The sequence below is a fragment of the Deltaproteobacteria bacterium CG11_big_fil_rev_8_21_14_0_20_42_23 genome, assembly GCA_002796345.1.
Classification (GTDB): domain Bacteria; phylum UBA10199; class UBA10199; order 2-02-FULL-44-16; family 2-02-FULL-44-16; genus 1-14-0-20-42-23.
Genome location: PCXC01000011.1, coordinates 23,456 through 48,141, shown reverse-complemented (window position 1 = coordinate 48,141; position 24,686 = coordinate 23,456). Strand labels below are relative to the sequence as shown.

Below are 24,686 nucleotides of genomic sequence, written 5' to 3'. Positions count from 1 at the left end.
AAGCTAAGGATATCAAGAAGTTACCAACAGGGGAGGACATTCTATCCTTGGAATAAGGGAGGACATTTTACCGTGGGAGTAACACCTTGATATGATAGAGATCCAGCTTCCCTCAGTCGTTGAATTTTCTCCAATTAATGAACGAAACGCTGAACAAACTCGCGTGAGAGTGGAGAGAAGTGTGCGTGATTTTATTTCAGCCCATAGATCATTGCAGATGTTTTTGCGATGAGACGATTAAAAAACTGAAGCTTCTTTTCGTTTGACTTGGCATGAGCTCATGCTAAACCCCGGGCTACTATGGAAAAATCAACTCCTATTATGCCGCGTGTGGAGAGAAAGCGATTGCCCAGCTGGCTTAAAAAGCCGGCGAGTGACTGGGATAAAGTTCACAACTTAAAGAAAGACTTGCGTATTCGTAAGCTGGCTACGGTGTGCGAAGAAGCGCGTTGCCCAAACCTGGGCGAATGCTGGTCGCGCGGCACCGCCACCATTATGGTGATGGGCGACACCTGCACCCGCGCTTGCAAATTTTGCAATGTCAAAACGGGAAAGCCGCTTCCACTCGATGCTGGCGAGCCGCTTCAAACTGCCGAACAAGTGAAGGCCTTGGGCCTCAAGCATGTGGTGATTACTTCCGTAGACCGCGATGACATGCCCGATGGTGGCGCAGCACATTTTGCAGAAGTGGTGCGCGAAGTAAGAAGGCTTAATCCTCAAACCAGAATTGAAGTGCTCACGCCAGATTTTGATGCTGTGCGAGAACACCTTGAAACATTCTGTGCGTCAGATCCTGATGTGATGAGCCACAACATCGAAACCGTGGAACGTCTTACACCGCTCATTCGCAGCCGTGCAAAATACCGTCGCTCCCTCGAAGTGCTACGCATTTCAAAAGAACTGTTGCCACATCGCTTGCTGAAGTCTGGAATCATGCTTGGTATGGGTGAAACTTCTGAAGAAGTCATTCAAACTTTGCGCGATCTCTACGATGTCGGTGTTCGCGCCATCACTATTGGTCAGTATTTGCAGCCAACGCAAAAACATTGGGAAGTAAAAGAATTTATTGAACCCGCGCAGTTTGATGTCTACCGCGATAAAGCGCTTGAGATGGGATACACTCACGCCTTCAGCGGACCATTTGTGCGTAGTTCTTACATGGCAGAACAAGTGTTTGAAAAAACTGTTTAGCTTTTATTTTTGGAGAAATCATGGAGCGAAATTTAGCCTTAGAAATGATTCGAGTTACCGAACTTGCAGCCCTTGCAGCGGCCAGGCTTATGGGCCGAGGTGACGAACACTTAGCCGACAAAGTTGCGGTTGAAGCCATGCGACATGCTCTCAATGACATGGACATCAGCGGCAGAGTGGTAATTGGTGAGGGCGAGCGGGACGAAGCCCCCATGCTCTACATTGGCGAAGAAGTGGGAAGAGGCGGACCCGAAATTGACATTGCACTTGATCCGCTTGAAGGCACCACCATTTGCGCCACAGGCAGAGAAAATGCCTTGGCCGTTATTGCTATGGCCGATCGAGGAAATTTTCTTCACGCGCCAGATAGCTACATGCAAAAACTTGCGGTGGGTCCCGAAGCCAGAGATTGCGTAAGTTTGGAGCAATCAGCAAGCGAAAATTTGAAGGCAATTGCAAACGCAAAAAAGTGCAGCGTTCAAGATCTTACTATTGTGATTATGGACAGGCCTCGTCACGAAGACCTCATTCAAGAAGTTCGCAAAGCAGGTGCGCGCATTCATCTTATTACCGATGGTGATGTCTCAGCGGCTATTGCTACCTGCCAACCGCGCTCTGGTATAGATGCACTCATGGGTATAGGCGGAGCGCCAGAAGGCGTATTGTCTGCCGCTGCGCTTCGTTGTTTGGGCGGTGGTTTTTACGGCAAAATGATGTGGCGAAACGATCATGAACGCGAACGCGCGCTCAAAATGGGCGTTACAGATTTAAATCGTATTTACGGCACTGAAGATTTGGCCAAAGGCAATGTGATGTTTGCGGCCACCGGAGTAACCAACGGAGATTTCTTGCGTGGAGTTCATTTTGAGGCGGGGAAAGCCATGACCACATCTGTGGTGATGCGATCCGCTACGGGAACGGTGCGTTACATCAGAACTCATCACGATTTCACGCGCAAACCTTACCGCCCCGAAAAAGACGGAAGCATTTCAACGCACAAGGAAAACTAAATGGCAAAGCTCTCCCGTACGCTTGAGCTCTGCACCTCCGCCGATGTGTTTTACAAGCAATTGCTTGATTTTTCTGCTTATCCCTCATTTTTAAGCCACATAAAATGTGTCCGGATTTTGTTTCAAGATAAGGATGAAGCAGAAGTGGTATTTGGCATCGACCTTGTTCAGTTTTTCGAGGCAAAACTTCACTTCGTTTTTGACTCAGACAAAAAAATTTCATGGAGCTTAGTTGAAAGCGAAATACTTAAAACCTATGAAGGTTCATGGCAACTTTCTCAAAAGGGAAAAAAACTTTTTGCCTCTTATGAAGTAAACTTCGAACTCAAACTCTGGATGCCAGAGATAATGCTTCAAAGTCTTATCGATGCTTCCTTGCCAAAAATGTTAAATGAATTTAAAAGACACGCCGAACAGAAATAAACTCGCTTCACTTTTCTCTTCGTAATCATGAGGAGTAAACATGACAAAAAGATTTTCCGAAACTTTTAACTGGCCGTTCTTTTTTGTTGTTTGTGCACTTGTTGGCGTTGGCTTGCTTAATCTTTACAGTGCGGTTTTTTATTGGGAAGAAAGTGGTTCCCTTTCTATTTTTTGGAACCAACTTATCTGGATTGCTCTTGGCTTGCTGGTGATGGCAGCCACAACCTTTATTGATTATCGCCTCTTCAAAGATTGGGGGAAATATTTTTACCTCATTGTTTTGTTTATGCTTTTATTCACCGCACTTTTCGGCCAAGAAATCCGTGGAACCAAAGGCTGGATACGCATCGGCTCTGTAGGCATTCAGCCAGCTGAATTTGCGAAGCTCACCTATATTTTTGTGATGGCGAAATACTTCAACGATCATCCAAGTGCCGATGGCTATGGTGTTCGTGAATTATGGAAGCCCGCTTTGCTTACCTTTCTTCCTTTTGGAATTATTTTGTACCAGGGCGATATGGGCTCAGCCTTTTTTCTTTTGGCTATTTTTGTTTCTATCTCACTTTTTCTTGGCGTGAAAAAGAAAACGCTGTTGGTGTGTATCGCTCTTGCCTTATTGGCAGGCTTTGGAACGTACAAATTTGGCCTTAAAGAATATCAACGCAATCGTATCTTGGCCTTCATGCATCCTGAAGAAGATGTGCGAGGAAAAGGTTATCACCTCATGCAGTCAAAGATTGCAGTGGGCTCGGGAAAATTTTTTGGAAAAGGATATCTGAAGGGCAACATCAACAAGCTTCAGTATTTACCAGAGAGGCACACCGATTTTATTTTTCCCGTTCTTGCTGAAGAGTGGGGGTTTGTAGGTTCTCTTTTTGTCTTGAGTTTGTACCTTTCTTTTTTGTTGCTTGGGGTTGATATTGCAAAAGGTGCGCGTGATCGTTTTGGTATTTTTTTGGTCATGGGCATTGTGTCGTGGCTTTCTTGGCAGCTGGTCATCAACCTTGGCGGGGTGTTGGGGTTAATTCCGCTTACGGGAGTAACGCTTCCTTTCTTAAGTTATGGAGGTTCTTCCATTATCGTAATGCTTGCTGCATCTGGATTTGTGCTGAATGTCAGTTTGCGAAAACATATGTTTTAAATCAGGCTAAAAAAATTGCACCCGTTGTTGACGTGTATGATATGATGCGCTACGAGCGTGAGACAAAATGTAAGGAGGAGTTATGGCTGAAAATATTATTGAAGTGAGCGACGCAAGTTTTGATGGTGATGTTCTTCAATCCGACGTTCCCGTTGTGGTAGATTTCTGGGCTACTTGGTGCGGGCCGTGTAGAGCCTTGGCACCAACGCTAGAAACGCTTGCTACCGAGCAAAGTGGCAAAGTAAAGGTGTGCAAAGTGGACGTAGATCAAAACCCAAGTGTGGCCGCAAAGTACGGTATTCGCAGTATCCCCACCATTCTTTTCTTCAAAAACGGACAAAAGGTGGAACAACTTGTGGGCAATGTGGCGAAGGGTGCCATTGAAGAAGTGATTAAAAAGGTAGGATAATTCTTACAAAACAAGCACTTAGAAAGTTTTTAGAACCCATTCCTTGAAGGGATGGGTTCTTTTTTATGGTGTAGTGATTTTCTTGACTTTTTTTAAGGGCTTATCTAAGACTGCGCCGCATCTCGCTGTAATTTTTTTGCCTCTACGATAACTCCGGTGAAGTTCATTTCTTCATTTTAGTGTGTTGTTGTTGCGCATGCAGGAAAAATGCTGGAGTTGGCTTTGTCAAGAGGACGTATAGCTCAGTTGGTTAGAGCGCTACCTTGACATGGTAGAGGTCACAGGTTCGAATCCTGTTACGTCCACAAAACGTTAAAGATTTTAGGGGAATGGGAAGTGATGGAAGAAAAACAAGATAAACAATTGAGTGATTTAGAAAAATTGCGTCACTCCGCAGCGCATGTGTTGGCCGATGCCGTTCAGCGGCTTTACCCAGAAGCAAAAGTGACTATAGGTCCAGCTATTGAAGACGGATTCTATTATGATTTTGAATATGAAAAAGGTTTTACGACTGAAGATTTAAAAAAAATTGAAAAGCAAATGAAGCGCATCGTTGCTGAAAATCTTCCTTTTGAAGAAAAGAAAATTTCAAAAGAAGAAGCCGTGCGTTTCTTCAAAGAGAAAAATGAAACGTTTAAACTCGAACTCATCGAAGACATTGGTGAACAAGAGCTTGGCATTTGTAAGCATGGAAACTGGACAGATTTATGTCGTGGTGGTCATGTAGAGAGCACCGGCAAAATCAAGGCCTTCAAGCTTTTAAAGGTTGCAGGTTCTTACTGGCGCGGTGACGAAAAAAGAGAAAGGCTGCAACGTATTTACGGAACAGCTTTTCCTTCGCAACAAGAACTCGATGAGTATTTAGAGCGAACAGCTGAAGCAGAAAAAAGAGATCACCGTAAGCTAGGAAAACAGCTTGGCCTTTTTTCTTCTATGGAAGATTTTGGAGCAGGTCTTATTTTGTGGCATCCAAAAGGCGGCCGCATTAGAAATGTGATTGAGAATTATTGGAGAAGTGAACATATTAAAAATGGCTATGAGCTTGTCTACACGCCACACATTGCGCGTTTAGATTTGTGGAAAGTTTCAGGTCACTGGGATTTCTACCGCGACAATATGTTTGCTCCCATGCAAATTGACAACACCGAATATGAATTGAAGCCGATGAATTGTCCTTTTCATATTCAGATTTATAAAACTGAAATGAAAAGCTACCGTGATCTGCCGCTTCGTTGGGCAGAACTTGGAACGGTATATCGCTACGAACGCTCCGGCGTATTGCACGGTCTGATGCGGGTTCGCGGGTTTACTCAAGATGATGCACATATTTTTTGTAGACCAGATCAACTTGAAGCAGAAATTAGTCATGCGTTGCAATTGTGTTTAAACATTTTACGTACGTTTGGATTTGAAGATTTCGATATTTATCTTTCAACCAAGCCCGAAAAATATGTAGGTGAAGACGCCGAATGGGATTTGGCCACAAAGGCTCTTGAAAGTTCTTTGAAAAATGCTGGTATTGCATATCAAGTCGATCCGGGTGAAGGCGTTTTTTATGGCCCGAAGATTGATATTAAAATTAAAGATTCACTGAAGCGTTCATGGCAGTGTTCTACCATTCAAGTAGATTTCAATCTTCCAGAGCGTTACGATCTCGATTACGTCGAGCAAGGTGGAGAGAAAAAACGCCCAATCATGGTGCATCGCGCTTTGATGGGCTCGCTCGAAAGATTTTTTGGAGTTCTTATCGAGCATTATGCAGGTGCTTTCCCAACTTGGATTGCTCCGGTGCAGGCAAAAATAATTCCCATTTCGGAACATCAGCGTGTCTTTGCAGATGCTGTCTATGCTGAATTAGCGGCCGAAGGCTTTAGAGTAGAAGTAGATGAAAGAAATGAAAAATTAGGCTTCAAAATTAGACAAGCCCAAATGGAAAAAGTGCCATACATGCTTGTGTTAGGTGACAAAGAAGTAGAATCAAAAACACTTGCCGTTCGCTCGCGTGACCAAGGAGATCTGGGCGCCAAATCGGTTCAAGAGTTTGTTGCTCTGTTGAAAGCAGAAACAACAAAGTAGTTTTTCTTCGTGGGAATGTCTCATGAAGAAAATGGTTTAATTAAAGAGGAGGCGTATTATCAACGTGGAACAACGAAGACCAAAGAGAGAAGGACCAAGAATCAATCGTTTCATTCGGATTCCCCAAGTAAGATTGGTGGATGAAAATGGAGAACAATTTGGAATTGTTGACACACGAGAAGCGCTTCAACGTGCCCAAGATGTTGGTTTGGATCTTGTGGAAGTTTCTCCTACGGCAAGGCCTCCTGTTTGTAAGATAATGGATTTTGGAAAATATAAGTATGAAATGAAAAAGAAAATGCATGAAGCAAAGAAACATCAGATTCAAGTGAAATTGAAAGAAATCAAGCTTCGCCCAACAACTGATGATCATGATTTTCAAACAAAATTAAGACACGCAAAAAAGTTTTTAGAGCACGGTGATAAAGTAAAGTTTTCAATTCGTTTTCGTGGAAGAGAAATGGCGCATCAAGAAATTGGAATGGGTCGCCTGAAAGAAGTGACTGATCTTTTAAAAGAGATTGCTCAAATTGATCTTGCACCAAAACTTGAAGGTAGGCAGATGGCAATGGTGTTGTCTCCACTCAAAAAGAAATAAAAAAGCAATTTAGTACAGGAGCAGGTTATGCCAAAATTAAAAACAAATAAAGCAGCTGCAAAGCGCTTCAAAAAAACAGCAAGTGGAAAAATTAAAGTGAAACGCTCTAAGCTGCGCCACATTTTGACTTCAAAATCTACAAAGTCAAAACGTAAGTTCCGTAAAGGTGCTTACTTGAGCAAAGCTGATCAAGCGAATGCTACACGCATGTTAAATGGATAATTGGATCTTGTCTCTTTAAGAAAAAACAGACGATCGTAGAAAAGAAGGAGTAGGTTATGCCAAGAGTTAAAGGTGGTTTTCAGGGAATGAGAAAAAGAAAAAGAATTTTGCGTCAAGCAAAAGGCTTTTTCAGTGCGCGTCACCGTTTGCTAAGAACGGCAGTTGAGGCAGTTGATAACGCACTCAAGACTGCATACAAAGGAAGAAAGCTTCGCAAAAGAGATTTCAGAGCGGTGTGGCAAACTCGTATTGCCGCAGCGGTACAAGCTCACGGAGTTTCTTACAGCAAATTTATGGGAGCGCTCAAATCAAAAAATATCGAGCTCAACCGTAAAATGCTTTCCGAGATGGCAATTCATCATCCTGCAGACTTTGAACAACTTGTTGCAGTTGCGAATAAGTAAAATAAAAAGCACTTGATTTGGGTTGAATTCTTCTGTCCATGTCAGGTGCTTTCTTTTATGGGTCAAACTATGAGCGATTTCCTTGAATCGATAGCATCAATTAAGGCTTCGGCAAAAGCAGAAGCGTCTCGCGTTACAAGTCTTCAAGAAGCCAAAGAAGCGAAAGTTCAATACTTAGGCAAAAAAGGAAAAGTAACCGAGCTTCTCAAAGGTCTTGGACAAGTGAGCAAGGAAGACCGTCCGCTCGTAGGAAAAAAAGTAAATGAGCTCAAACAAGAGCTTGATGAACTTTTTGATACTCTTCTCAGCCAGCACGAACAAAGCGAGCAGCTAAAGAAAATCCAAAGTGAACAGGTTGATATCACTCTTCCTGGAAGAAGGGTAAGACCTGGTTTTCGCCATCCTTTGCGTAAGGTAATGGATGAAATTATTGCTGTCTTTCAAGGTTTGGGTTTTTCTGTTGAAGAAGGACCAGAAGTTGAAACCGATTTTTATAACTTCGAAGCCTTGAATGTGCCTGCCAATCATCCTGCGCGCGACATGCAAGATACTTTTTACGTTTCAGATGAATTGCTTTTGCGTACGCATACTTCACCCGTTCAAATTCATACTATGCAACGGGAAAAGCCTCCCATTGCTATCATTGCGCCGGGTTGCGTTTACCGTCGTGACAACGATGTTTCCCATTCACCCATGTTTCATCAAGTAGAAGGGCTTTTGGTTGATGAAGGCATTAGCTTTGCTCACTTGAAGTCTGTACTTTCTCTTTTTTGCAAACAAATGTTTGGAGAAAGAGGCGTAAGATTTCGTCCAAGTTTTTTCCCCTTTACCGAACCGTCAGCTGAAGTAGATATCGAATGTGTTATTTGCGATGGCAAGGGATGTAGAGTGTGCAAAAATACAGGTTGGGTTGAAATTTTAGGTTCGGGCATGGTTGACCCCGCCGTGTTTGAAGCTGTTGGCTACGATCCAAAAAAAGTAAGTGGTTTTGCATTCGGAATGGGTGTGGAACGTGTTGCGATGTTGAAGTACAGCATAGATGACATTCGACTTTTTTATGAAAACGATCTTCGATTTTTAGAGCAATTCTAAAAAAGAAATTGTTCATTTCTTATATGAAAGAAAAGCTATGCAAGTTTCCCTAGAATGGTTACGCGACTACATTGACATCAAAGAAAAACCAGCAGATCTAGCGCACAAGCTAACAATGGCTGGGCTCGAAGTAGAAGAAATAATTCCTTTTGCGAAAGATGTTTCATTTGTTTTGGGTATTACTCCAAACAGAGCAGATTGCCTTTCCCTTTTTGGTATTGCACGTGAGCTTTCGGCGCTTTCTGGAAGAGCATGCCATTTCCCGACATCAAAAATTCCAAGCGGAAAAGAAAACATTTCAAACCAACTCTCGGTCTCACTTACGTCAGCAAAGCTGGGCTGTTCGCGATATACCGCTAGAGTAATTCAAGATATAAAAGTGAAACCTTCTCCAGATTGGCTTGTGAAACGCCTTGAAGCTTCGGGAATGCGTTCCATTAATAACGTTGTTGATGCCACCAATTATGTGATGTTGGAAACGGGTCAGCCGTTGCATGCCTTTGACGCTTCAAAAATTTCTGGAAAGAGTATTGTTCTCCGAAAAGCAAAACAGAATGAAAATTTTGTTCCTCTTGATGGCATAGCTCGAAAACTCACTGAAGAAGATTTGCTCATTTGCGATGCCAGCAAACCTATAGCCCTAGCGGGTATCATGGGTGGCCAAAATTCTGAAGTGGATGAAAAAACTCAGTCCCTCATTCTTGAAGCAGCTTATTTTGATCCAAGTGGAGTAAGAAAAACATCAAAACGCCTTGGCCTCTCAAGTGATTCTTCACGGCGTTTTGAACGAGGTGTTGATCCTCATGCAACGCTTTCAGTGCTCCATCGAGTGTGCGATCTCATCTTGGAACTCGCCGGTGGAACTGCAACTGCAGACTGGATAGATCATCAACTTTGCGAATACGCATCGCCTTGTGTGGAATTAAATGCAGCTGAGGCAAACAGAATTTTAGGCACATCACTTACGCTTAAAGAAATGCTAACACTTTTGCTTCCCTTGGGCATTAAGGTGCTAAGCCAAGAGAACGAAGACGCAAAATGTGAAATTCCTCTTTTTCGTCCAGACCTCACAAGGCCTATCGACCTCATCGAAGAGATTGCTAGGCTGCACGGTTATGACAAAATCGAAGAAAAACAACCCTCGCTTACCTTGCACCAAGTGAAGGAAACGAAGCGTGCAGAATTTTCGCGCATTGCCAGCAACTACTGTATTGACGCTGGTTTCAGCGAGTCTGTCCTCTTGAGTTTCATCGGCGAAAAGGAACAGGCTTCGTTTGCTACAGCTCTGAAAAAAGATGCTGTCTCACTTCAAAATCCTCTTTCTCAAGAACAAGCTCAGATGCCCGTTAGTCTTTTGCCCGCACTGCTTCAAGTGGCATCACGCAACAAAAGAAGGCAAGAGCCAGACCTGAAATTGTTTTCACTTCAACGTGTTTATGAAAAAGCAAAAAAAAATACTGTAAAGGAATCTCTCCATTTAACTGGCCTTGTTGTGGGAAGAAAAAATAAAGCCGATTGGAGTTCAGGTTCCAGCATGGCTGATTTTTTTGACCTTAAGGGATTATTCGAAGGGCTGTGTGAAAGAGCTGGTATTGATCTCGCGGCATTTCGTTTTGTTTCCGAAACCTACGACTTTCTTCATCCTGGAAAATCCGCATGCATTTTTCACGGCAATTCCAAAATTGGTTTTCTTGGTCAGCTTTCTCCCGTGCTTTCAGCAGAACTTGAATTAGGCGATGTTTTTGTATTCGAACTTGATGTAGATGCGTTTACTCAGATTTTTGCTGCAGTGAAAAAAACCTATCACGCTTATTCAAAGTATCCTTTCATAGAACGAGATCTTTCTTTGCTTTTGGATGAAAGTATTTCAGCTGAGAAAGTAGAACAGCTTATCCGAAAAGAAGGTCAAAAACTTTTGACGCATTATTTTCTCTTCGATCTCTACAAAGGCAAAGGAATTCCAGCCGGAAAGAAAAGTATCGCCTGCACGCTGCGTTATGCTTCAAGTGAAAAAACACTGACGGATAACGAAGTGGAAGAGCTTCACCAGCGAGTTGTGAAGAGCCTCAGCGAAAAACTCAACGCCGTATTAAGGGTTTAAACGCTACTTTAAAGCTGTTTTTAAGCTTTTTACGGTAAGTGCAGAGAATTATAGACGAAAGCGCTCTTTAGTGTTATGATGCCGTCTACAGCCTGGATTTTACTCGCTTATTTACGTCAAGGAGGGCACATGACAAAAGCAGAAATAATAGAACAAATTTATGAGAAGATCGGTTTTTCCAAGAAAGAATCTGCAGAAATTGTAGAGCTTGTCTTCGACACCATGAAGGAAACCTTGGAGCGTGGCGAAAAAATAAAGATTTCTGGTTTTGGAAATTTTGTTGTTCGCCAGAAACGACCGCGCGTTGGCCGCAATCCTCAAACAGGTGAAGAGATAGAAATTTCAGCAAGAAAAGTGCTCACCTTTAGGCCGAGTCAAGTATTGAAAGCAGCACTCAATAAAGAAGAGGAAGAAAAAGCACATCAGTTTAATATGTAATATAACGATGGGAGCGTGTTCAAGTGAACCAAGAATATCCTTTTCATGAGCAAATTCCGAACAAACTTTATTTTCGCATTGGCGAGGTAAGTGATCTTGTTGGAGTAAAGCCTTATGTTTTGCGGTATTGGGAATCAGAGTTTACGGACATCAAACCTTCAAAGTCAAAATCAGGACAACGTCTCTACAAACGAAAAGATGTTGAAATGCTTTTGCTCATCAAAGAACTTTTGTACCGCGAACGTTTTACCATCACGGGTGCCAGAAAACGTTTGAAAGAATGGGCAAGAGCTCCCTTCACATCAAATGGAAACGGTACGAATGAACACAAGACAAATCACTCTCCTTCGGCTGAAGACTTAGCTGCTGAATTGCTTGCTTCTTCCAGCTCTCTTGAAGAGAAACGTGAAAGCGCACATCATCCGATACCAGTTGAAAAAAATACAGCTCCTCTAGAACAAAAGAAAGAAATTGTGCAAACCCAAACACCACCAGTGCTAAAAGTTTCTCCTGTACTTCACGCAAACGTAAAACAGAAGTTGGTCTCTCAGCAGCCCAATGATGAACATCACCACTACGAAGGAAAAAAAGTTTTGTTGAAACTCAAAAAAGACTTAAGCGAGATTTTGCACATTATTCGCACCTAATCCTTGTTTCACTCTTCACTTGCAATTTTTTCCAAACTAAGGTTGAACACCCGCGTTTCTCTTTGATTTTTTAGCCTATTTCGGGGCGTAGCGCAGCCTGGTAGCGCGCTTGCATGGGGTGCAAGAGGCCGCTGGTTCGAGTCCAGTCGCCCCGACAGAGCGGCTCGGTTCGCCTTATAACGTGAAAAACCTTGACGATCCGAGCCTTGCTCTATTAGAGTCCCGCCTCACTTAATTAAGGACTAAAAGCACTTAAGCTCTGAAAAAGTAAGTATTTCTTTATGAAAAAAACGCTGCCAAAAACACTCGTCGCCATGTCTGGCGGAGTCGATAGCTCTGTTGCTGCCTTGCTGCTAAAAGAGGAAGGCCGCGATGTGGTTGGTGTTGCCATGCACTTGGTAAGTTGTCATCGCACCACCGAAAAAAGCTGTTGCTCAGCCGCAGATAGACTTGATGCCCAAATGGTGTGTCATCGCCTCGGCATTCCTTTTCACAGCCTTGATTATCGTGAAGAGTTTAAGCAGCAGGTTATCCAACCCTTTGTAGCCGAATATGCAAAAGGCAGGACTCCAATTCCGTGTGTCAGCTGTAATGTGAAGCTCAAGTTTTCGGCATTATTTAAAGACATGCATCGCATGAATGCCAGCAAAGTCGCCACAGGTCACTATGCGCGCATTCAAGAAAAAGATGGACGTTACACTTTGCACTGCGGAGTTGATGGTGGAAAAGATCAAACGTACTATCTCTTTCACTTAAGCCAAAATGAGTTGAAGTCGATTGAGTTCCCTTTGGGAAATCTGCATAAAACAGAAGTGCGCGCGATGGCCAGATCATTTGGTTTGGAAACCAGCGATAAACCTGACAGCCAAGAAATTTGTTTTGTCACAAAAGGTTCCTATGTTGATTTCTTGGAAGAGTTTGATCCTGATTCACTTGGAACTTCAGGTTCATTTGTCGATAGCGCCGGAAATATTTTGGGAAGGCACGAAGGAATACATGTCTATACCATTGGGCAGCGGAGAGGCTTGGGTATTAGCACCGGAAAGAAAATGTACGTTCAAGAAATCCGCGTAGAAAGCAATGAAGTGGTTCTTGGGGATGAAGATGATTTGCTTCGTGATACCATGATGGTGGATGAAGTGAACTGGACCAACGCACCTGTTTCACGTTTTGCTTCCGAAGAACTGAAAAAACAATTTGGCGCAGCTGCCAATGGTGATGGAAGTTCCTATATGGGCAGAACGATTCAAGTAAAAATTAGAGCAAAGCATTTGGCTGCCGATGCAACATTAACCCAAGTGGGAGAAGACAAACTTTCAGTTCGATTCCATGAACCGCAAAGTGCCATTACACCTGGGCAAGCGGCAGTGTTCTATGATGGTGATGAAGTGTTAGGTGGAGGCTGGATTAGATGAACTTAGCCTATCAAGAAAAAAAACTTCCCTTTCTAAAAGAAAGAAAAGTGAAGCTTGCTCTTGAAACCTTAGGCTGCAAAGCAAATGTCTATGATTCAGAATCCATCGCAGCACGGTGTGAGCAACTTGGTTTTGAAATCGTTCCTTTCGAAAAAGGTGCCGATGTTTATGTGGTGAATACCTGCACCGTCACTCACGCTGCCGATCGCAGCGCCAGAAATTTGCTTCGCAAAGCGCACAGACTTAATAAAGAAGCTTTGGTTATTGCAACGGGTTGTTCTGGTGAAATGTATCCGGAACAATTGAGAGCAATTGACGGAGTGGATGCTGTTTTTGGAACGAGTGATCGTCATCAGTTAATTGAATATCTTTTTAAATCTTTTTCTCCTCTTGAAGAAACACCTCCATCAACTTTGGATGATCTCGTGCCATATCATCAGCAACGCGCTAGAGCTTATCTTAAAATTCAAGATGGTTGTGACCGCAGATGTACCTATTGCATCATTTGGCGTGCACGAGGAAAAAGTGTAAGTAAGACTATTCCTGAACTTATTCAACACACCAATGCATTAGTTGAAGCTGGCTACAATGAAATTGTACTCACTGGAATTCATATTGGAAGTTATGGAAATGATTTCGATGAAAAGTGTAAGCTTTCAGATTTGGTAAAAGCTCTTCTTAAGCATACCGATATCAAACGCATTCGTCTCACTTCACTCGATCCAGAAGGTGTTGATGATGATATTAAACATCTTTTAGAAAACGAAAAAAGAGTATGCAGATATTTACACCTTTCTTTGCAAAGCGCTTCCAACACAGTGATTAAGCGCATGATGAGAAAAACTGATTCGCATCAAGCAAGAAAGCTTGTTCAATCGTTAGATAAGCATATTCCTGATATGGCAATTTCTGCAGATATTATTGCTGGTTTTCCTGGTGAAACCGAAGAAGAATTTTTGGAAACAAAAACTTTTTTGGAAGAAGCACCTTTGTCGTGGATTCATGTTTTTCCTTTTTCAGCGCGAGAAGGCACTGCGGCTGCAAGGCGCGTTGATAAGCTCGATCCGCAGGTGGTAAAGCAGCGAGCTCGCGAACTTTCGGCCATTGCACATCAGAAACGAGAAGCTTTTTATGCTTCCTTGCAAGGAAAAATATGTGAAGCCATTGTGATTGACAAACGACAAGGTGAAAGTGGTTTCACAACAGCGATAAGCGATAACGACGTTCCTCTTTTGCTTGCGGAAAAGCATTTGGCGCATCGTTCACTTTGTACCGTGAAGGTAGAAAAGGTAGAAGGGTTAAAGGTATACGGAACATGCCTAGAGTAACACGTGAAGAAAAAAAAATTATAAAAGCATTCGAATCGCATCTTGGATATTCGTTCAAAGATAAAACGCATCTCAAAAGAGCGCTTACGCACAAATCATATACCAACGAGCAAAAGCTTCCTGCCACTGAACATAATGAACGCTACGAATTTTTGGGCGATGCCGTTTTAGAATTATGCATCAGCACTTTGTTGATGCAGCAGTTTTCAGATCAACCTGAAGGCGAGCTTTCAAAAATGCGCGCTGCACTTGTGAATGAACATGAGTTAGCTGAACTGGCAAAAAAACTTTCGCTTGGAGAATATCTTTTTTTAGGAAAAGGTGAAGATTTAACTGGAGGAAGAGAAAAAAGCTCGCTCCTCTCTGATGCTTATGAGGCGGTGCTTGGCGCCGTCTATCTTGATCGCGGATATAAAAAAGTTGCAGCGCTTGTTGCAAAACATTTTGCTTATGTAGTTACCAGATCACATATTGTTGGCTTTGAAAAAGATTATAAAACAAGATTGCAAGAAGAAGTGCAAAGTCGTTTTCGTACTATTCCTCGTTATGCACTCCGAAAAGAAACAGGTCCGGATCACAAAAAAATCTTTGAAGTAGAACTTTCAGTTCGTGATAAAGTACTAGGCTTAGGAAAAGGCAGCAGTAAAAAAGCTGCCGAGCAAGACGCAGCAAAACTTGCACTAGAACATTTAGCACAAGAAGAGCTGCAAGAAAAATGAGAACAAACTCATGACTAAGTGTGGATACATTGCTATTATTGGCCAGACAAACGTTGGGAAATCAACACTGCTCAATGCTTTGCTGGGTGAACATCTTTCTATTGTAAGTCCAAAAGTTCAAACAACACGTCAACGTATTTTGGGGATCATTACCAAAGATAACTGTCAGATGATTTTTTTGGATACTCCGGGCTATCACGAATCTTCTAAAAAATTGAACCAGTCTATGTTGAGAAGCATTGATGAAGTGCTGTTGCAAAATGATATGGTTTGCCTTGTGCTCGATCCAAAACTTCCACGCCTAGAACAAGACAAAAGCTTACTACAAAAAGTTGATCGCGAAAAATGTATTGTCTTGGTGAACAAAGCAGATCTTGTCTCCAAAGAAGAATATGAATCACTCGCCAATAAAATTTATGCTGAGTTAGGTGTGAAAAATATTATGTTTCTTTCCGCGCTAAAAGAAGAAGGAACGGAAGAGCTTATTCAGTATTTCATGCAGCACTTACCGGAAGGCCCGTTTCTCTATCCCGAAGAGTATTATACCAATCACACCGAACGATTTTTATGTGGCGAAATTATTCGGGAAAAGGCTTTTTTGCATTTGCATGAAGAGATTCCTTATTCATGCGCAGTAGAAATTGAAAAATTTGAAGAACCAAGCGGAAGTCATAGTGTTTATCGTATTTTTGCGGCCATCATCGTAGAAAGAGATTCTCAAAAGGGCATGGTGATTGGAAAGGGCGGAAAAAAATTAAAAGAGATTGGGTTCGCCGCCAGAAAAGACCTTGAACTTATGTTTGGAACGTCAGTTTATCTTGAACTTTTTGTAAAAGTGAAACAAAGCTGGACAAAAAACGATTCGCAGCTAAAGGATTTTGGGTATTAGGCTCCATTTTTTTACGCAACTTTTTTTGAGAAGAAGCGATAAGCTTCTGAAGGAAAAGCGAAGGAGGAAATATGGACAGCAATTTTTATGAGCTCTTACGCGTAAGCCCAGAAGCTCCCACCGAAGTGATTCATGCGGCTTACTTGGTTTTGATGTCTGCGCTCAAAAAACACCCCGAGCTTGGGGAAAGCTCGCAGGACGCCTCTTTGCTGGGAGAAGCCTATTCAACCCTTTCCCATCCCGAAAAAAGAGCCGTCTACGATAAAACCTTAATTCAAAGCGGAAAAAAAGCAGAAAGAAACAGCCAAGAAGAACGAAGAATTGCAGCACGAAAAGAAATTGCAGCAGGTATTTCCTATTGTGTGGCGCAAGACCATAGATGGTATGCAGGTCGTGTTTGTAATATTTCCTCCACGGGAATTAAATTTCAAACTGCCGAGCCCGTAGGAAAAGGGCAGCGTATTGTGATTGTATGCTCGAACCCTGCCAGCCAAAGTATCCCTGGCACCGTCTGCTGGGCTCAAATGTATAATCCATCGTTGTTTCGACGCGTCTACGAGGTGGGAGTGGCTTTTGCTGAGGAAATTTCAGATATCGAGCGAAGGTTTTTCTAGGCTCTTTCACCCCTAAAAATGGATTGACTTTTTCCTTGAAACGGGCAATTTGCGCCCTAATTTTGCGACATGGCGGGGTAGCTCAGTTGGTGAGAGCGGTGGATTCATAACCCACAGGTCGGCGGTTCGAGTCCGCCCTCCGCTACCAAAATTGCCAGTACAGCAGTAAAAGCACTTTTTCCTCCATAAAGTATCAAGAGTGGCTACAAAGAACTGTAAACTATAAGCCAGAAATTGACGTAAACATGAAACCAATCGTTGCCATTGTTGGCCGTGCAAATGTGGGCAAATCCAGACTCTTCAACCGTTTGCTGGGGTCTGAGAGTGCTATCGTTCACAACCTTGCTGGCGTGACGCGCGACCGGCACTATGCCGATGCCACTTGGCTTGGCCGTGACTATATCCTTGTTGATACCGGTGGTATCGATCTCATTCCCGAAGTGGATTTAGAGCAAAAAGTTTCATCGCAAAGCATGAAGGCTATGGAAGAGGCCGATGTGGTGATGGTGGTGTTTGATGGCCGTGCCGAACCTGGTGTTTTGGATGAAGAACTTATTTTGTATCTGCGAAAATTGAAGCGACCCGTTATTTGGGTAGCAAATAAAATTGATGTTCCTCGCGATGAAAAAAATCTTGTTCAGTATTACAAATTTGGTTTGGGAAAAATTTTTCCAGTATCAGCCGAACACGGACTTGGGATAGATCTTCTCCTTGATCAAATGCTTTCTTGTTTTCCAGAAGAAATTCCGTTTGAAGACAAAACAAAAGGAAGAAAAATTGCTGTTGTTGGTAAACCGAATGTCGGCAAATCCACATTTATCAATTATTTGGCAGGTGAGAACCGCTGCGTTGTTCATAATGCACCTGGAACTACGCGCGATGCCATCGATGTGGAAATTGTGCACAAAGAAAAGTCTTATACTTTTGTAGATACCGCCGGAATTAAAAAAGGGTATCGACTTGAACAGCCCCTAGAAAAAAATACGGCTTTTAGAAGTCTTCGAGCCATTGAACGAAGTGATATTGTTTGTCAGCTGATTGACGCCACTCACGGCATGACCAAACAGGACTTGCATTTGACGGGTTATGCTCATGAACAAGGAAAGGCTGTAGCCTTGCTGGTGAATAAATGGGATTTGATGGAAAAGCCGTGGCCAGAATTTCAAGCCGATCTAGAATATCAGCTGAGAGCCTTTGGTCACATTAAAATGCTGAAAGTTTCCGCTAAAACAGGGCAGGGGTGTGTAAAAGTATTTCACCTTCTCGATGTGATGGATGCGCTGCTTTCGAAAAAAATAAGTACTTCAAAATTGAATGCAGTTCTTGAGGAAACTCTTGCTGCACATCATCTTCCCGTTTACCGTAGTAAATCTGTGAAAATTAATTATGTAACGCAGATGACAAGTTATCCTCCCACTTTTCTCTTTTATTCTAATTGCCCCGAAGGAATTCCGGAAGCATACAAACGCTATGTCATACATGCTTTTGAAGAGGCTTTTGGATTTAAAGGTGTTCCCATTCGAGCCTTCTTCCGCAGAAAAAATTAATTCACGCCAAATTGTTTCTCTTTCCGATAAGAAACTTGCACTTCACATTATGACATTATAGTTTTTGAAGCTCGAGGTGCACGTGCAAATAAAAATGAAAAGTAAGAAAGTTTTTCTTCACATCTTCCAGGCATTTTTTGAACATGATTGTTTAAACCTTGCTGCAAGCCTCTCGTTTTATGCCATTCTTTCACTCATTCCACTTTCCATTATTATGCTTTCAGTTGCAGGTTTTCTTTTTGGCTCCTACGAAGGTCTTGTTGAAAAACTTGCACAAGATTTTGTACACATGGTTCCGCTTTCGTATCCTGATTTACTTCAAAACATAAACACACTTCTTGCCAACAAATCCTCTTTTGGAATTTTGGGAATTTTCTTTTTGCTTTTTACAGCAACTATTCTCTTTACCAATCTTGAAAAGGTGATGAATAAAATTTTCCAAACCACGAGATCGCGAAATATTTTTCAGTCACATATGTTAGGTATTTTAATTATTTTTCTGATTAGCATTCTCTTTTTTGCACCAAGTATGCTTCAGCTTCTTGCTGGTCTTTTTGGTGGCTATGCTGTTCCGTTTGCTCTGCGCGATTTTTTTAATGCGAAAGTTTTTTTTATTTTGTCCACCTTTATTGCTTATCTTCTTGCAGTGCATATTATTCCTACCAGAAAGGTGGCGCTTAGATATTCTGCTTTTGGTGCGCTTGTTTTTTCTTTTGGTTTGCTGGGAGCAAAGTTGTTTTTCCGTTGGTACATGTATTTTGCACTTGAACGGTACAATTTTGTTTATGGTTCTTTGTCTGCTTTGGTTCTTTCCATTTTGTGGATTTATTATCTTGCCGTTGTCACTCTTTTTGCGCTTGAAGTTACAGCCGTATTACAGTCACAAAAAATGTTTCACTTCCCGGTGAAACAAGGAGATGAAAAATGATGCGAGGAAGATGGGATTCACGGTATGGTTTTCTTCTTGCGGCCATAGGTTCGGCTGTGGGCTTGGGAAATATCTGGCGATTCCCTTACATTTGCTTCAAAAATGGCGGTGGCGCTTTTCTTCTTCCTTATCTTATTGCGTTGCTTCTCGTGGGTATTCCGTTGATGCTTTTGGAACAATGCACGGGAACATACTTTCAGCTCTCATTTCCAGCGGTGGCGGCGAAAATTAGAAAACGATGGGAAAAGGTAGGGTGGTGGGCCGTTTGCTTTTGTTCCTTCGGAATTTTATTGTACTACAACGTAGTTATTTCATGGTGCGCCAATTTTCTTTTCTATGCTTTCAACTTGAAGTGGGGAGTGGATACCGAACATTTTTTCTATCACAGTTTTTTAGGCCTAACTTCTGGGCCCAGTGAGATAGGGAGTATGCAGTTTCCCATTGTGGTGGGAACGTTGTTTGCGTGGGTGGCAGTATGGGCCGTAGTGGGAAAAGGCATTGCAAGTGGCATTGAGAAAATGAGCAAAATTATTATTCCTGTTCTCTTTTTCCAAATGGCGGTGCTTGTGGTGTGGAGTTTATTTTTACCAGGCGCTAAAGCAGGCATAGCAGCTTACCTTACTCCCGATCCATCGCGTTTGTCAGATCCTCAAGTGTGGTCGGCCGCTTTTTCACAAATCTTTTTTTCACTTTCACTTGGCTTTGGGATTATGGTGGCTTACGCAAGTTATCTCCCTCGCAAAACTCCTGTGCTGAGAAACTCGCTCATTACGTGCATTGCAAACTCAAGCTTTGAAATTTTTGCCGGGCTGGCTGTTTTTTCTGTGCTTGGTTATATGTCTTTTGTTTCCAGCACTCCAGTTGGAGAGGTGGTGACAGGTGGCCCTGGTTTGGCCTTCATCACTTACCCAAAAGCTATTTCACTGCTTCCTTTCGGGCAGCGAACATTTGCCATTCTTTTCTTTTCTGCCTTGCTTCTCGCAGGAACCTCATCGGCCATTTCTATTTTTGAAGCCTTTATTTCTGGTGTGGTTGATAAGTTTCAATGTTCTCGCTTGAAAGCAACTTCTTACTTTAGCCTTCTCGGTTTGACGGGAAGCCTTGTGTTTACCTTTGGTTCCGGTTTGTACTGGTTGGATATTGTTGATTACTTTCTCAATCATTTTGGTTTGCTGTTGATGGGCTTGCTTGAAGCTATTCTTATTGGATGGATTTTTGGAGCCAGCAAAATTATTTGCTATTTGCCCGAAAGAGAAAGCACGCTTCTTAGAGCCTGGACATTTTTGGTGAAGTACCTTACTCCCAGCCTGTTAACTCTTTTGATTATTGTAGAAGTAAGAAGAAATATTTCAGAGCCTTATGGAGGCTATTCATGGGTTTCTCTTCTTGTGCTTGGCTGTGGGTGGCTTGTCTTTACGTTTGGGCTTGCTTGTTTACTTGCAAAAAAAGCCTGGGTCAAAGAAGAGCCAGACGAAGAGGGAACAAGCTCATCAGAAAAGTTTTCGAGCAAGGTTTGACTTTGGAAAGCGGCTTTGCTACGTGCTCTAGCCTTAATTCTACAGAGGGAGTGTTTTGTGAAACAGGGAAATCTTCGAAAAGCGTATCGCCACGATGCTGTAAAAGAAACACTTCTGCATGGTTTTCTTTTTTTTAAAGAAAGATGGAAACAATTATTAGCAAGTGTGTTGGTATTGGTGGGAGTGCTCGCTTCTGTTTATGGTTTTTCGTATTACAAAAGCCAAAAAAATGAACAGGCTTCGCTTGCCTATTACATGCTTCAAAAAGAAAAACTCGAAGGTGAAAAAGAACGTGAAGCCCTTAAGCATATTGTGGCTCAATATGAAAACACAGCAACGGCAAAGCTAGTTCAGTTCAAGCTTCTCCAAGGTTACATCTCAGATCAAAACAAGGAAGAAGCCGAAAGTATTTTTCGGGCACTTGAGAAAACGTCGCGCAACGATCCTTTTTTTCATACAGCGCTTTTGTTTGAGATGGCCAATTTTTATCGCGATACCAAATCATTTGGCCTTGCAGCAAAACTCTTTGAAGAAGCGTCTCACATAAAGGGTAATGTGCTGGAAGCTGAAAGTTTGTTTCAGTTGGCACTTTGTTTTGAACTTGATGGAAAAAAAGCCGAAGCCAAACACTTGTACCAAGAACTTTTGGAAAGAAGTGAAAAAGCGTTTGAATCTGTGAAAGAACGAAGTCAGGAGAGACTCATATGGCTTTCAGCCGTCAATCAAGAAAATGTTTCCTAAGTATTTGTGCTTTTCTCTTGTGCTGTTTTTTTACTCCTGTTCTTCAGGCGAGCACGTGCTTTAAGCCTCACGTTTCCAGTGTAGAATCTCTCCAAATTAAAAAGTGTTACCGCGAGTGGAAAGATATCCGAAAGCAAACAAGACACTTAAAGGTAACCCAACGTAAACTAGTGCGATTCAAAAAAAGTTCTTTCTTTAACAGAAGACCTTTTCAATTTTCTCATCCTGCTATCGATCAAAAAACCATCTATCTTGGTGTGGAAGCAAATCGTTTTTATGCGGTTGATCTTTTCACGCTCAAAAAACGATGGTCCTTTGAAACGCTTGGCCCCGTTGAATCTACCGCCGCTTTTGATGACAACACTGTTTTTTTTGGAGATGCAAAAGGCTTTCTGTATGCTCTCTCAAAAGAGACGGGTGCAGAAGTGTGGAGACGTCAGTTGGATGATGCCATTATTTCAAAGCCTCTCGTAGCGGATGGAAAAATCTATGCCTTCACGCATTCGGGCAGACTTTTTGCGATAAGCAGAGAGACTGGCGCTGAACTGTGGCATACCGATGCGCTTGAAAAAACGTGGGGGTTTTCCATTCATGGCTTGAGCAACCCCACACTCTTCCAAGATATGATTTTTGTGGGAAGTTCTTCGGGCTTGCTTGTGGCTTATCAAAAAGACACTGGAGATATTCGTTGGCTGAGGCAGTTGGGAGACAGGCGCGAGCAGTTTTTTGATGTTGATACGCAAAGTCTTGTTGCCGATGATTCACTCTACACGGCTACGGCAGACGGAGGTCTCTTTCGCATCGATCCCTTCACCGGAAATATTATGTGGTCTCATGATAATGCCGGTGATGGAAATCTCTCTTACCACGAGGGCAAACTTTTTGTGACGGGCAGTGGAGTGTTGTCGGCCTTCGATGCAAAAACAGGTTTTCTTGTGTGGCAGCAAGACTTTGGAGTTTCGTGGTTAGGTTCACCTGTTTTGGGAAATCCAAGTTTCATCGCTGTGACGACCACTGAAGACGAAGTGTATTTTGTTGATCGTGATAATGGTGATTTGCTCTTTACGCGCTATATTCCTCATGGTGCTTACGCAGATCCTGTGGCGCTTGAGAATACCTTGTATATTTTGGCAAATAAAAGTTATTTGTACGGATACAAAATAGAAGAGAAGAAGAAAAAATGGGTTCCCCTTGCAAAATAAAAAACTTCATTTTATGAGAACGTAATGATGAAAATATTTTCGTGTTTTCAAAAAAGTTTTTTTTATTTCATCCTTTTTCTATTTTTCATCGTTACTCACATTTCATTTTTACCCAAAGTGTACGCAGCAAATACAACCTTTAATGCACTCTTTTTCACCCCAGCAGTAGGCAAGAATGACTACGCCATGTTGGATGGAACACGCGTCCTTTATCCTTGGCAGTTGTATGTGAGTGAATCCACTACATACGCTTACCATCCCCTCGATCTTCGCCAAAGTGGAGTGAAGCTTCAGGGGGTTATCGATCAGCTGATCGTGACGCACGCTGCATTTGCGCTTGGTCTTACCAATTGGCTTCAGCTTGGGGCCCAAGTGCCATATGTTGTCTACAATCGTTTTCAAGATCCAAATACAATTCCAGGAACGGGTTTCACAAACAAAATGAGTCTTGGAGATGTAGAAGTAGAAGCAAAAATTCGCTTACTCGATCTTACCCGTCACAAAGTTGGAATTGCTTTTCTTCCTTATGCAACACTTCCCGTGGGCAAAAGTACTTATTTTGTAGGCGACGCCACATATGCTTTTGGGGGAAAGCTTCTTTTCGATTGGGTTCCGCATCCTAAATGGCTCATCACTTTAAATGCAGCACTTCAGTATAATGATCGTGTTACTTTTTATAATATCAATTATAGAGAGCGGCTTTTCTTAGGTCTTGGAAGTCGGTTTAAGATTTCTCCGCTGTTTTCACTTTTTGCAGAAGTGAATGCCTTTGGGCCGATGAACAGCAATTTTTTTAACAACGGAGACTTGAATCAATCCGAAGCCTTGGCTGGTGTTGCCATTGATTCTTCTCGTATTGGCCTTGGTGCAAAGTTGGCAGGCGGAACCTGTATCTCTTGTGGTGTCGGTGGGGCGCGTGTCCGCGGGGTGGCTCAGCTGAGCTATCGTTATATGAACAACAACTATCGATCACGCGACAAACAGTACGACAACGCCATTTTGGCTCTTTTTGATAAAACGGTTTCCACAACGGCTTTTTATGAACTTCAAGAATCGTGTCCTGCTGATGCAGAAGAATATTCTCCAGATACTCATGACAGGCGCTGCCCCAAGTATTACGAGCTGCGTGATGTCGCTGCACTTTATTTCTCCTGTCCAGATGCAGAAAAGTTTGATCCAAAAATTCACGATCCAGCTTGTCCAAAGGTGTTTAGCTTAGCCGACAAATACAGTGAATTCGATTTGTATAACATGGTTACCCTTTCGGTGAGCCAAATGAAACTTCGTTGTCCAAACAATCCCGAAGACTTTGATTCAGCTTTACACGATCCCGGTTGCCCGAAATATTACGAGCTGGCTTCAGTCGTTGAACTGATGGACACTTGTCCAGCACCCGAAGCGTTTGCACAAGGCATCGATAGCCCACGTTGTCCCAAGTATTACGAGCTTCGGCAAACATACGCTTCTGCCGAGTGGTCGGTGGTGGAAGCCATGGCTGGAAGAGATTCAGATGGAGATGGCATCCTCGACTTCGATGATGCTTGTCCGGGTCAAATGGAAGATAAAAATGGCATAGCCGATTATGACGGTTGCCCAGACAACAAGCGTTCTGTGATTGCGGGTGGACAAGTTCTAGCTGCAAGGCCAGTTTACTTTGACTTTAACAGTTGGGATTTGGGTCGTGATGCCGTTGCCGCTTTGGATGACGTGGTTGCAGTGCTCAACCAAAACACGTGGATTCGCACCGTGAAAATTTCTGGTCATACCGACAGCATTGGTTCTTCAGCAGTGAATAAGCTTGTTTCCGAGCGTCGCTCGGGAGCAGTTATCAAAATGCTTCAAGCAAGAGGCATAAGAAAAAGCTTAAAGCTAGATCCCGTCGCCTTCGGAGCCAGCAAACCCGCTGCACCAAACAACTCAGCATACAACAGAGCAAAAAACAGACGGGTGCTTTTTACGATTCGTTAAAAAGAGTTCATTTTAGCAAAAGGAGAGCAAAAGGGCGTTTAAAGCCCTTTTTTGCTTGACAATGGA

Annotated in this window: 24 protein-coding genes and 3 tRNA genes; all 27 read left to right on the top strand. The window is 42.6% G+C overall.

What is annotated here, in order from left to right; all coding sequences use genetic code 11:
* The first annotated feature begins 300 nt into the window (after positions 1-300).
* On the top strand, positions 301-1,191 hold the full coding sequence (lipA, locus tag COV43_01725) for a lipoyl synthase (protein ID PIR26465.1): 891 nt from the start codon (positions 301-303) through the stop codon (positions 1,189-1,191).
* 20 nt (positions 1,192-1,211) lie between these two features.
* On the top strand, positions 1,212-2,201 hold the full coding sequence (glpX, locus tag COV43_01720; protein PIR26464.1) for a fructose-bisphosphatase class II: 990 nt from the start codon (positions 1,212-1,214) through the stop codon (positions 2,199-2,201).
* A complete protein-coding gene (locus COV43_01715) occupies positions 2,202-2,624 on the top strand; it encodes a hypothetical protein (protein PIR26463.1) in 423 nt (140 codons plus the stop codon). It begins immediately after the preceding gene.
* 40 nt (positions 2,625-2,664) lie between these two features.
* Positions 2,665-3,765: a rod shape-determining protein RodA gene (locus COV43_01710; GenBank protein PIR26462.1), complete on the top strand. Its 1,101-nt coding sequence runs from the start codon at positions 2,665-2,667 to the stop codon at positions 3,763-3,765.
* A gap of 82 nt (positions 3,766-3,847) precedes the next feature.
* Positions 3,848-4,174: a thioredoxin gene (trxA, locus tag COV43_01705; GenBank protein ID PIR26461.1), complete on the top strand. Its 327-nt coding sequence runs from the start codon at positions 3,848-3,850 to the stop codon at positions 4,172-4,174.
* A 231-nt stretch (positions 4,175-4,405) separates the two neighbouring features.
* Positions 4,406-4,482, top strand: a tRNA-Val gene (locus COV43_01700).
* A 31-nt stretch (positions 4,483-4,513) separates the two neighbouring features.
* Positions 4,514-6,250, top strand: coding sequence for a threonine--tRNA ligase (locus tag COV43_01695; GenBank protein ID PIR26460.1), 1,737 nt, complete (start codon positions 4,514-4,516; stop codon positions 6,248-6,250).
* A 64-nt stretch (positions 6,251-6,314) separates the two neighbouring features.
* A complete protein-coding gene (locus tag COV43_01690) occupies positions 6,315-6,848 on the top strand; it encodes a translation initiation factor IF-3 (protein ID PIR26459.1) in 534 nt (177 codons plus the stop codon).
* Between the two features lie 27 nt (positions 6,849-6,875).
* Positions 6,876-7,070 carry a 50S ribosomal protein L35 gene (locus COV43_01685; protein ID PIR26458.1) on the top strand — a complete coding sequence of 65 codons (195 nt, stop codon included), beginning with the start codon at positions 6,876-6,878 and terminating at the stop codon, positions 7,068-7,070.
* A gap of 56 nt (positions 7,071-7,126) precedes the next feature.
* A complete protein-coding gene (locus tag COV43_01680) occupies positions 7,127-7,474 on the top strand; it encodes a 50S ribosomal protein L20 (protein PIR26457.1) in 348 nt (115 codons plus the stop codon).
* 69 nt (positions 7,475-7,543) lie between these two features.
* Positions 7,544-8,566: a phenylalanine--tRNA ligase subunit alpha gene (locus COV43_01675; protein PIR26466.1), complete on the top strand. Its 1,023-nt coding sequence runs from the start codon at positions 7,544-7,546 to the stop codon at positions 8,564-8,566.
* 37 nt (positions 8,567-8,603) lie between these two features.
* Positions 8,604-10,667, top strand: a complete 2,064-nt coding sequence (locus tag COV43_01670; protein ID PIR26456.1) for a phenylalanine--tRNA ligase subunit beta — start codon at positions 8,604-8,606, stop codon at positions 10,665-10,667.
* A gap of 129 nt (positions 10,668-10,796) precedes the next feature.
* A complete protein-coding gene (locus COV43_01665) occupies positions 10,797-11,105 on the top strand; it encodes an integration host factor subunit alpha (GenBank protein PIR26455.1) in 309 nt (102 codons plus the stop codon).
* Positions 11,106-11,128: 23 nt separating this feature from the next.
* Positions 11,129-11,752: a hypothetical protein gene (locus COV43_01660; protein PIR26454.1), complete on the top strand. Its 624-nt coding sequence runs from the start codon at positions 11,129-11,131 to the stop codon at positions 11,750-11,752.
* Positions 11,753-11,833: 81 nt separating this feature from the next.
* Positions 11,834-11,907: transfer RNA gene (locus COV43_01655), tRNA-Pro, on the top strand.
* Positions 11,908-12,033: 126 nt separating this feature from the next.
* Positions 12,034-13,167 (top strand): tRNA 2-thiouridine(34) synthase MnmA, encoded by a 1,134-nt coding sequence (locus tag COV43_01650; GenBank protein ID PIR26453.1) that lies wholly within the window; start codon positions 12,034-12,036, stop codon positions 13,165-13,167.
* The gene (locus COV43_01645; protein PIR26452.1) at positions 13,164-14,495 is read left to right on the top strand and encodes a tRNA (N(6)-L-threonylcarbamoyladenosine(37)-C(2))-methylthiotransferase MtaB; all 1,332 of its coding nucleotides are present in this window, start codon (positions 13,164-13,166) and stop codon (positions 14,493-14,495) included. Before COV43_01650 ends, COV43_01645 begins: the two co-directional genes overlap by 4 nt.
* Positions 14,483-15,214, top strand: a complete 732-nt coding sequence (rnc, locus tag COV43_01640; GenBank protein ID PIR26451.1) for a ribonuclease III — start codon at positions 14,483-14,485, stop codon at positions 15,212-15,214. The genes COV43_01645 and rnc overlap by 13 nt, the downstream gene beginning before the upstream one ends.
* Positions 15,215-15,224: 10 nt before the next feature.
* Positions 15,225-16,103 carry a GTPase Era gene (locus COV43_01635; GenBank protein ID PIR26450.1) on the top strand — a complete coding sequence of 293 codons (879 nt, stop codon included), beginning with the start codon at positions 15,225-15,227 and terminating at the stop codon, positions 16,101-16,103.
* A gap of 71 nt (positions 16,104-16,174) precedes the next feature.
* Positions 16,175-16,717: a hypothetical protein gene (locus COV43_01630; protein ID PIR26449.1), complete on the top strand. Its 543-nt coding sequence runs from the start codon at positions 16,175-16,177 to the stop codon at positions 16,715-16,717.
* A gap of 71 nt (positions 16,718-16,788) precedes the next feature.
* A tRNA-Met gene (locus tag COV43_01625) sits at positions 16,789-16,865 on the top strand.
* A gap of 97 nt (positions 16,866-16,962) precedes the next feature.
* Positions 16,963-18,264, top strand: a complete 1,302-nt coding sequence (der, locus tag COV43_01620) for a ribosome biogenesis GTPase Der (GenBank protein ID PIR26448.1) — start codon at positions 16,963-16,965, stop codon at positions 18,262-18,264.
* A gap of 64 nt (positions 18,265-18,328) precedes the next feature.
* Positions 18,329-19,192 (top strand): hypothetical protein, encoded by an 864-nt coding sequence (locus COV43_01615; GenBank protein PIR26447.1) that lies wholly within the window; start codon positions 18,329-18,331, stop codon positions 19,190-19,192.
* Positions 19,189-20,709 carry a sodium-dependent transporter gene (locus COV43_01610; GenBank protein ID PIR26446.1) on the top strand — a complete coding sequence of 507 codons (1,521 nt, stop codon included), beginning with the start codon at positions 19,189-19,191 and terminating at the stop codon, positions 20,707-20,709. Before COV43_01615 ends, COV43_01610 begins: the two co-directional genes overlap by 4 nt.
* Before the next feature lie 15 nt (positions 20,710-20,724).
* Positions 20,725-21,450 (top strand): hypothetical protein, encoded by a 726-nt coding sequence (locus COV43_01605; GenBank protein ID PIR26445.1) that lies wholly within the window; start codon positions 20,725-20,727, stop codon positions 21,448-21,450.
* The gene (locus COV43_01600; GenBank protein ID PIR26444.1) at positions 21,414-22,652 is read left to right on the top strand and encodes a hypothetical protein; all 1,239 of its coding nucleotides are present in this window, start codon (positions 21,414-21,416) and stop codon (positions 22,650-22,652) included. Before COV43_01605 ends, COV43_01600 begins: the two co-directional genes overlap by 37 nt.
* A 24-nt stretch (positions 22,653-22,676) precedes the next feature.
* Positions 22,677-24,620, top strand: coding sequence for a hypothetical protein (locus tag COV43_01595; protein ID PIR26443.1), 1,944 nt, complete (start codon positions 22,677-22,679; stop codon positions 24,618-24,620).
* The last annotated feature ends 66 nt before the right edge of the window (positions 24,621-24,686 follow it).